Source organism: Loigolactobacillus backii (assembly GCF_003946275.1).
Lineage (GTDB): Bacteria > Bacillota > Bacilli > Lactobacillales > Lactobacillaceae > Loigolactobacillus > Loigolactobacillus backii.
The window spans coordinates 1-7,117 of record NZ_RHNQ01000084.1; the positions used below are offsets into that span (position 1 = coordinate 1).

Consider the following 7,117-nt stretch of genomic DNA (forward strand, 5'->3'; position numbering starts at 1 on the left):
TTCATTGACAGAAGCTTCAAACAATTCTTGAATATCAACTTGCCAAGGATCAGCAAGCATTTCATCAATGGGTTTTAATACTTTCTTTTCGTCAATCTTAATGACTCCTGACATCAAAATAATGCTTTCAGTTTAAATTCACAGATCTTACAGCACCGTTATTCAAAATTTGTTACCAAGCTTATAAAGATTATCTGCACAAAGCAATTAAAAAATTTTGGCTTAAAACAGCGTAATCTGCAACACTTTTTAAATATTTAAAACATAACAATCCTAGTTAGGTGCAAGCATAAATTGAATTAAAAATACATTCCATTCAACAACGGAAAAAATCGATTCTATGGTTATCAGCAGACCGAGTGAAACGAGGTCAATGCGCACTTGCACCCCACTAAATTCTTGTGGGGTAAATCGTGCTAAAATCCTGTATTAGAAGTCGCCGATGGCGACAACAAGGTCAAAACCCATAGAATCAAAGGAAGACGGTGACTGACATGGCAATATTCCACATGAGTTTTAGTAATATTAGTGCTGGTAAAGGACGAAGTGCGATTGCCAGTGCCGCTTATCGAAGTGGTGAAAAGCTATTTGATGATAAGGAAGGTCGCCACTATTTTTATGCCCGATCGATCATGCCAGAAAGCTTTATTTTGACGCCAAAAAATTCACCTGAATGGGCGAGTGATCGAGAGCAGTTGTGGAATGAAGTTGAAAAGAAAGATCGTAAATCAAACTCACGGTATGCAAAAGAGTTTAACGTGGCTTTACCGGTAGAATTAAGTGAATCCGAACAGAAAGAATTACTGACAAAATATGTGCAAGAAAATTTTGTCGATCAAGGTATGGTAGCTGACCGGCACCGCATGTACGAAGAGTTCGTCGCGTTCGAAACGATGATTGCGCATCACGATTTGGCTGCCGCCAAGCAGCGGATGGCGCATTCGCTGGCTGTGATGAACGTGGTCGACGCAGCGCTGGCGGATGCCGGCATCAAGCTTGGCTAGCCAAGCAAAATGGTCTCGGCAGTTTCCACTGCTGGGACCATTTTTACGTTAAGCGAAAATTAGTTTGCTGAAGCCATAATTGAGCACGATGACGACGACCTGGTCGATCAGCTTCACAATCAGCGGCGAACCGTGCATTAAGGTGAGGCCGATGAACAAAATCGCCGTGTCCGCCAGCAGTGACGCGCCGCGCAAGGTGAAGAAGCTGGCGCCTTCTTTGACCACAGTCCGGAAGGTCATGTCGGCGGAGTTGAACACGACTTTCTTGTTGGCAATGAAGGCAAACAGCACGCTGAGGACCCAGGCGATAATGTTCGCCCAGAACCACGGCATCGCGAGGTGAGTCAGGCCGAAGAACAGCACCACATTAATGCCGGTGGTGAGGCCTCCAACAAGCAGGTAGCGCAAGGCTGTATCGTATTTGCTGTAAAGGGTAGTGATTGGTTTTTCCATAAAAAGGCTCCTTTCTCAGCGCTGCATGCAGGTATAAATCAACGAGGCGGTGGGCTGCGATTGGCCGTTCACCGTTAGCGGGTGAGCAGCGAGCTGATAATGGTAGGTGTGGGTCACATCGACCTGCTGGCCGCGGGTGGTGAGGTTTTGAACGGTAATCCGATATTGCCCAGCGGCGAGCTGGTGGTGCAGGCGGGCCACACTGCCAGCCATCGTTAACCGATAATGTTGCCCGGTGGCAAGGTTAGTGAGGGTGACTTGCACCTGACTACCAGCATGAATCTGAACGGAAAAATAGTTCGCTGGCGCGTTCACATCGACCACCTCTGCCAGCACGGTGCCTGGCGTCACGGTCTTGGGCTTGGCGTGATACTGCACGGATAGCTGACTGCGCTGGGCGGCAATCACTTGCTTTTGTGGCAGCTGAGCGCCAAGCACACCAGCGGCCCCAAAGGCGACGAGTGAAGCAGTGGCGCCATTGAGGAGGCTAGCTTGGTTCGCCCAGCGGGGACGCGACTGGCTGGCCTGACGCGGGATGGCCGCCAAAGCCACCCAGAGCAGCGGCAAAATGGCTTGACCATAGCGCGGTTCAACTTCCCACAGTAGGGTGTGGAAAGCCAGGTAGCCAAGGGCAGTGGTCACCGCCAGCAGTGCAAGGATTTGATGCGGGTCGGTCAGATCTGGCCGCCACCGCAAGAGCTTCAGCATCAGTGCGCCCCACATGAGCAGGGTCGCGGCCACATAGCCAATCACGGTCAGTCCCTGATAGAAGCCAGCATGATTACTGTACCAACTAGGCGCGGCGCGGAAGCCGCCGTTGTACCAGCGCTGAATGCCTTGGACATTGAGCACGATGCCTAACTTCACTACCCACAACCGGATGACGCCAACCACCCCGAGAGTTTTGATGCGCTTGGGGATGGTTTTCAAATTGTACCGCTGGCGGTCGGCTTGGCTGGGCTGCTTGATGGCACGTCCGACATCCTTGCCGGAGTAGCCGCCGTTGCTGTGCTGGTTGTAGCCCATCAAGATCCAGTGGGTCGCCGGGAACGAAAAGGCGGTGCGGGGTTGATAATTGGCTGCCACGTCAAAGACTTTGGTCGCCGGCAGACTCAGCCCGAAGCCCAGCACAATCAAGAGGATGGGCAGGGTCAGTTTGGCTTGTCGCCAGAGGTGCTGACGGGCCAGAATCAGGCCGACAATCAGCAGAGCTGGCAACAAGACCACCAGATTAGGCTTGAGCATGGCGCCGAGCATCACGGCAACAACTAGTCCGCTGCCGGCAAACCAGCGCTGGCGCGATGTTTTCTGCGACCAGTTCAGCAGGCTGCGTATGATGATGAGCAGCACCAGCATCGTCGGTAAGTCGGAGTAAAAGACTTGCAGGTAGTAGGTGTAGGCAAACGGCGACAAGGCAAAGAAACCGAAGGCCACGACCAGCAGGCTGGCGCGCTGGCTGAGCTGCCAAATCGTATGCAGCGCCAGGGCAATAAAGCTGTCCAACACCAAGATACTCAGCAGGTGCACCGAAAGATTGGTGCTTAAGCCCACCAGTTGCGTCAGCCGCAACCACAGGGAGAGCAGATAAGCCAGCGGCACGTTATTGGCGTAGCGCCAGAAGTAGGTGATATCCCAGGTCATGTGGCCGGCGGCGAGCTGGTCGGCTTGCGACAGTACCCGGTACGGATCGTGGTAAACGGTGTTGGGCATCACGTGCAACACGACCACCTGGGCAATCAGCATCGCCAGTAAGCCAAGGCCAATGCCCCAGCGCAGCTGCCTTGTAGACAAATGGTCAAGTCGGGGCGCCCCGAAGTAAAGCCCCGCGCCCAGGAGCACTACCACCAACAGCGCCGGCACCCCGAGCACACTGGTCAGGTTACCGATGCTGCCAATGAGCAGGCAGAGGATTAAAATTGCTGGCAGAAAGGCGGGTTTAATCTTTTTCATACCCTCACCTCAATCCAGAATCGTTTGCACCGTGTAGCGCGGGCGATGTTTAACTTCGGTGGTGAGCTTGCCGATGTATTCACCAATCACCCCGAGGCTGATCATTTGGATGCCGCCAACGAACCACAGCGACACCATCAACAACGACCAGCCGTGCACGGTGAGCCCCAGCATTTTCATGACAATGGCGTAAACCACCATGCCCACCGCCAGTAGGCAAGACAAGGTACCCAGAATGAGAATGAGCCGCACCGGCGCAATCGTTAGGCTGGTGATGCCGTCCCAGGCAAAAGCCAGCATCTTTTTCAGCGGGTACTTGGATTCGCCGGCCATGCGCGGCGTGCGCTTGTAGAAGACTTCGGCAGTTTTGAAGCCGAGCTTAGGAATCAGGCCGCGAATGAAAATGTTGCGTTCTGGATACTGCAGGAAGGTTTCAACGGCGCGCTTGGACATCAGGCGGAAGTCGGCGTGATTGGGCACGAGTTCGACGCCCAGCAGCTTGAGTGTCTTGTAGTAGCCTTGGGCCGTGGTGCGCTTGAACCAGCTGTCGGTTTCCCGGTTGTTCCGGACGCCGTAGACGATGTCGGCGCCATCCGCATAGGCATCCACCATGTCGCCGATTTTGTCGGGATCATCTTGGAGGTCGGCATCGATGGTGACAATCATATCGGCGGTTTTCACGGCTTCACTCATGCCGGCGATCAGCGCCGACTGGTGGCCGAAGTTGCGGGAAAAACGCAGTCCGCGCACGCGAGAATTCATGGCGTGCAGTTTTTCGATGATGTCCCAGGTGTGATCCATGGAACCATCATCGACGATCAGGATGTCGGCACGCTGACCGAGGACGGTTTGCGCGGCGATTTGGTCTTCAACGGCCAGTAATTTTTGCACCGAGGACGTCAGCACCTCTTCTTCATTGTAAGCAGGAACAACAATCGTTAATTTTGATGTGGCCATGATTTCAACATTCCTTCCGGTAAAAACTGCCGCATTTTAGCTTGAATAAAGGCTTCCGCAGGTGTGACCAGCAACCACCAGCGGCTAGCTAAGCAGACACTGGCGAGCACATCAGAGAGGTAGTGGTCGCGCAGATACACCCGCGATATCGCCACCATCGCGATCCAGCCAATGCCAATCAATACAGTAATCAGCTGGGTTTCTTGATCTTGAATGTGCGGCAGCATCCAGTCCAAAATGATTAAATCAATCTGGGCCTCGTTTTGCCGGAACATGTCCAGCGCGATTAGGCCGTCATTGGCCCAGAACACATTGAAGTTCTCGAGCTCAAATTCGGTTTTGAGTGAGTCGGCTAAGCCCGCCTCGTCTTCGACTAGTAAAATGGTGGATTTCAATGGTCTTCTCCCTATGTGAATTGTGCCTTTAATGGTAATTGTCCAAAACAACCATAAAGGAACTGCGACTCATGACTAGTTTATCATCTCAAGAACGTACTGTCATTCAAACTTTGCTGGAATTGAATTATTCGATTCGTGCCATCGCGCGTTTTATTAACCGATCACCTGCGACGGCCTCTGTTGAAATTCATCAAGTCACGCCCTATAAAGCTGATATTGCTCATGCATTGGCATTGAAAAAACGTCATCTACGTGGCCGTCATCACACACTAACACCAGCTATCGCTGTCTTTTTGAATGAGCACATTGGCATTTTAAAGTGGTCACCAGAAACTGCTGCTCATGTTTTAGGGTTACCTTTCAAAACGATTTATAATTGGCTCAATGCTGGCCGACTCAAACTGTCATTAGCTGATTTACCTGACAAAGGTATTCGTCAAAAACGTCAGTCTGATGGCAGACGTCAAGTATTTGTTCACGGCCGTTCAATTGAATCAAGACCCAAAAGTGTTCAAGCACGGCAGGATTTTGGTCACTTTGAAGTTGATACGATGCAATCGGGTAAGAAACGTGGTGAAGTGCTTGTCACAATCACAGAAAGATTAAGTCGGCAACATATTGTGAGGCAAGTTAGTGGTCGCAATAGTCAGGCAGTGACACCAGTATTAATTCATTTTTTTCAAGGGATCGAGAATGCTAAGTCAATCACTGTTGATCGAGGACGAGAGTTTGTAAAATATGATGAAATCGAGCAAAAACTAGGCATTCCAGTTTACTTTGCACACCCATACTCACCAGAAGAACGTGGGAGTAATGAGATATTAAACCGATACGTTCGGCGATTCATACCAAAGGAGCGAAAAATTGAGACGGTTAGCGCCAAAGAATTAGATCAAATTAATCATTGGATTAATGCAAGACCAATGAAAACACTCAATTGGCAATCACCACGAAAGGTTTTTCAGCAGTTCGCAGTGTTCGGTTAATTCTTGCAATCTACCATATATAAAAAAGTATGACTTCGAAGATAGCAATGATTTAGCTACACATATTCGAGCTATTAATGATGACCTGCTTTATACAAACTATGCCGACGAAACAAACTTTAGAGCAAGCAGTCAAAGATTAGGAGAATTATTAGGATTTGATTCTAGTCAGCCTGAGGCAGAAACGGCTATCAAAGAAGGCGGTCCTGATAATCTTTGGCTGGATCAAAGCACACAGATTGTCATAGAAGATAAAAATCGACGAGCTAGTGATGAAATCTTTAAAGGTGATGTAGAACAAATAACTACATCTTCGAATTGGTTTGCGGAAAAATATCAGAGTCAAACTTTCTATTCCATTATTTTCCACCCCTCTATCATCTTTGCTTCAGATGCACATACCAACTTTAAAGTTCATGTAGTTTCTGAAAGTAAGCTCCAATTGTTAAAAGACGCAATATATAAACTTGCTGATGGAATATGCCAGGAATCATTGAACTACTGGAGTGCTGAAAATCTCCAAAATTTATTTTGTGACACAAAACTATTAAAGCATTCGTTCATTTCCACCTACACAGTACCTGCCAAAAAAATAATGATATAAGAAAGCTTTTATGTGTGATTAGCCAATAGGGTATACCTCAAGAACATTCTCTGCCTCTATACAATTCAGAATTTTTATATACATTTACACAAAATATTTCACACTCTCTTTTTTTTGAGGGAATTGTTGCTAAATGGATCATCAAAAAATAGTCAATCAATTGATTGGCTATTTTTGATGATATGAATAATTGGGTTTCATGTTTTGTTTAATTATTTATTTTGCGGTGTGGGCTAACCGTGAACAAATAGTGTTTTAAGTATCCTGAACTATACATCAAGATAGCAGCGACAAATCCAATTATTAACAAGACTAATAATGATGACATGGTGGTACTCGATCCATTATGGAAATACAAAGTATTTGTTAGTGTTTGCATGCTAAATCGCATTGGAACCCAACTGTAAATTCCCTTTCGGTACAAAGGAGCAAGGGCTTCCGGTGCATAAGACATCACGGAACTTGCTAGGAACCAGACTACGAGTAGTAATGGGTAGAAAGCAAATCCCAACCAATCCAGGACACACGTTATAATAAGATAAAAGACAAAGATACTAATAGACATTAATCCGATAAAGTTAATTGGGTTTGGAATTGTTAGGTTAAAGCATACATTAACAAATAAGAACCCAACTGTTGCTGAAAGAATACTTGCTACCAAACCGGTAATTAGTTGACTAGTTATTGTCCTGAATTACTCACCATAAGTTCTCCAAGTACAGTGTCACCCCGTTATCATGGGCGGTACTGTGTTTTTTATTTTTC

Annotated in this window: 5 protein-coding genes and 1 pseudogene; 2 read left to right on the plus strand and 4 right to left on the minus strand. The window is 47.9% G+C overall.

Annotated elements, in window-relative coordinates; genetic code table 11:
• Positions 1 to 494: 494 nt before the first annotated feature.
• Positions 495 to 854: pseudogene (locus tag EKM61_RS10805) on the plus strand (MobA/MobL family protein); the annotation flags it as partial.
• A gap of 198 nt (positions 855 to 1,052) precedes the next feature.
• On the opposite strand, the gene EKM61_RS10810 reads toward EKM61_RS10805, so the two are convergent.
• From EKM61_RS10810 to EKM61_RS12215, 4 genes are read right to left on the minus strand one after another with little or no spacing between them, the layout of a single operon-like run.
• Entirely contained in the window at positions 1,053 to 1,457 is a 405-nt protein-coding gene (locus EKM61_RS10810) for a GtrA family protein (protein ID WP_068377406.1), read from the minus strand.
• Between the two features lie 15 nt (positions 1,458 to 1,472).
• Positions 1,473 to 3,407, minus strand: a complete 1,935-nt coding sequence (locus EKM61_RS10815; RefSeq protein WP_057877478.1) for a hypothetical protein — start codon at positions 3,405 to 3,407, stop codon at positions 1,473 to 1,475.
• Between the two features lie 9 nt (positions 3,408 to 3,416).
• A complete protein-coding gene (locus EKM61_RS10820; protein ID WP_046870790.1) occupies positions 3,417 to 4,364 on the minus strand; it encodes a glycosyltransferase family 2 protein in 948 nt (315 codons plus the stop codon).
• Complete coding sequence (locus EKM61_RS12215; protein WP_075168956.1) at positions 4,346 to 4,759, minus strand: phosphatase PAP2 family protein; 414 nt, start codon at positions 4,757 to 4,759, stop codon at positions 4,346 to 4,348. Before EKM61_RS12215 ends, EKM61_RS10820 begins: the two co-directional genes overlap by 19 nt.
• Before the next feature lie 71 nt (positions 4,760 to 4,830).
• On the opposite strand from EKM61_RS12215, the gene EKM61_RS10830 reads away from it, so the two are divergent.
• Positions 4,831 to 5,748: an IS30 family transposase gene (locus EKM61_RS10830; protein ID WP_068377405.1), complete on the plus strand. Its 918-nt coding sequence runs from the start codon at positions 4,831 to 4,833 to the stop codon at positions 5,746 to 5,748.
• The last annotated feature ends 1,369 nt before the right edge of the window (positions 5,749 to 7,117 follow it).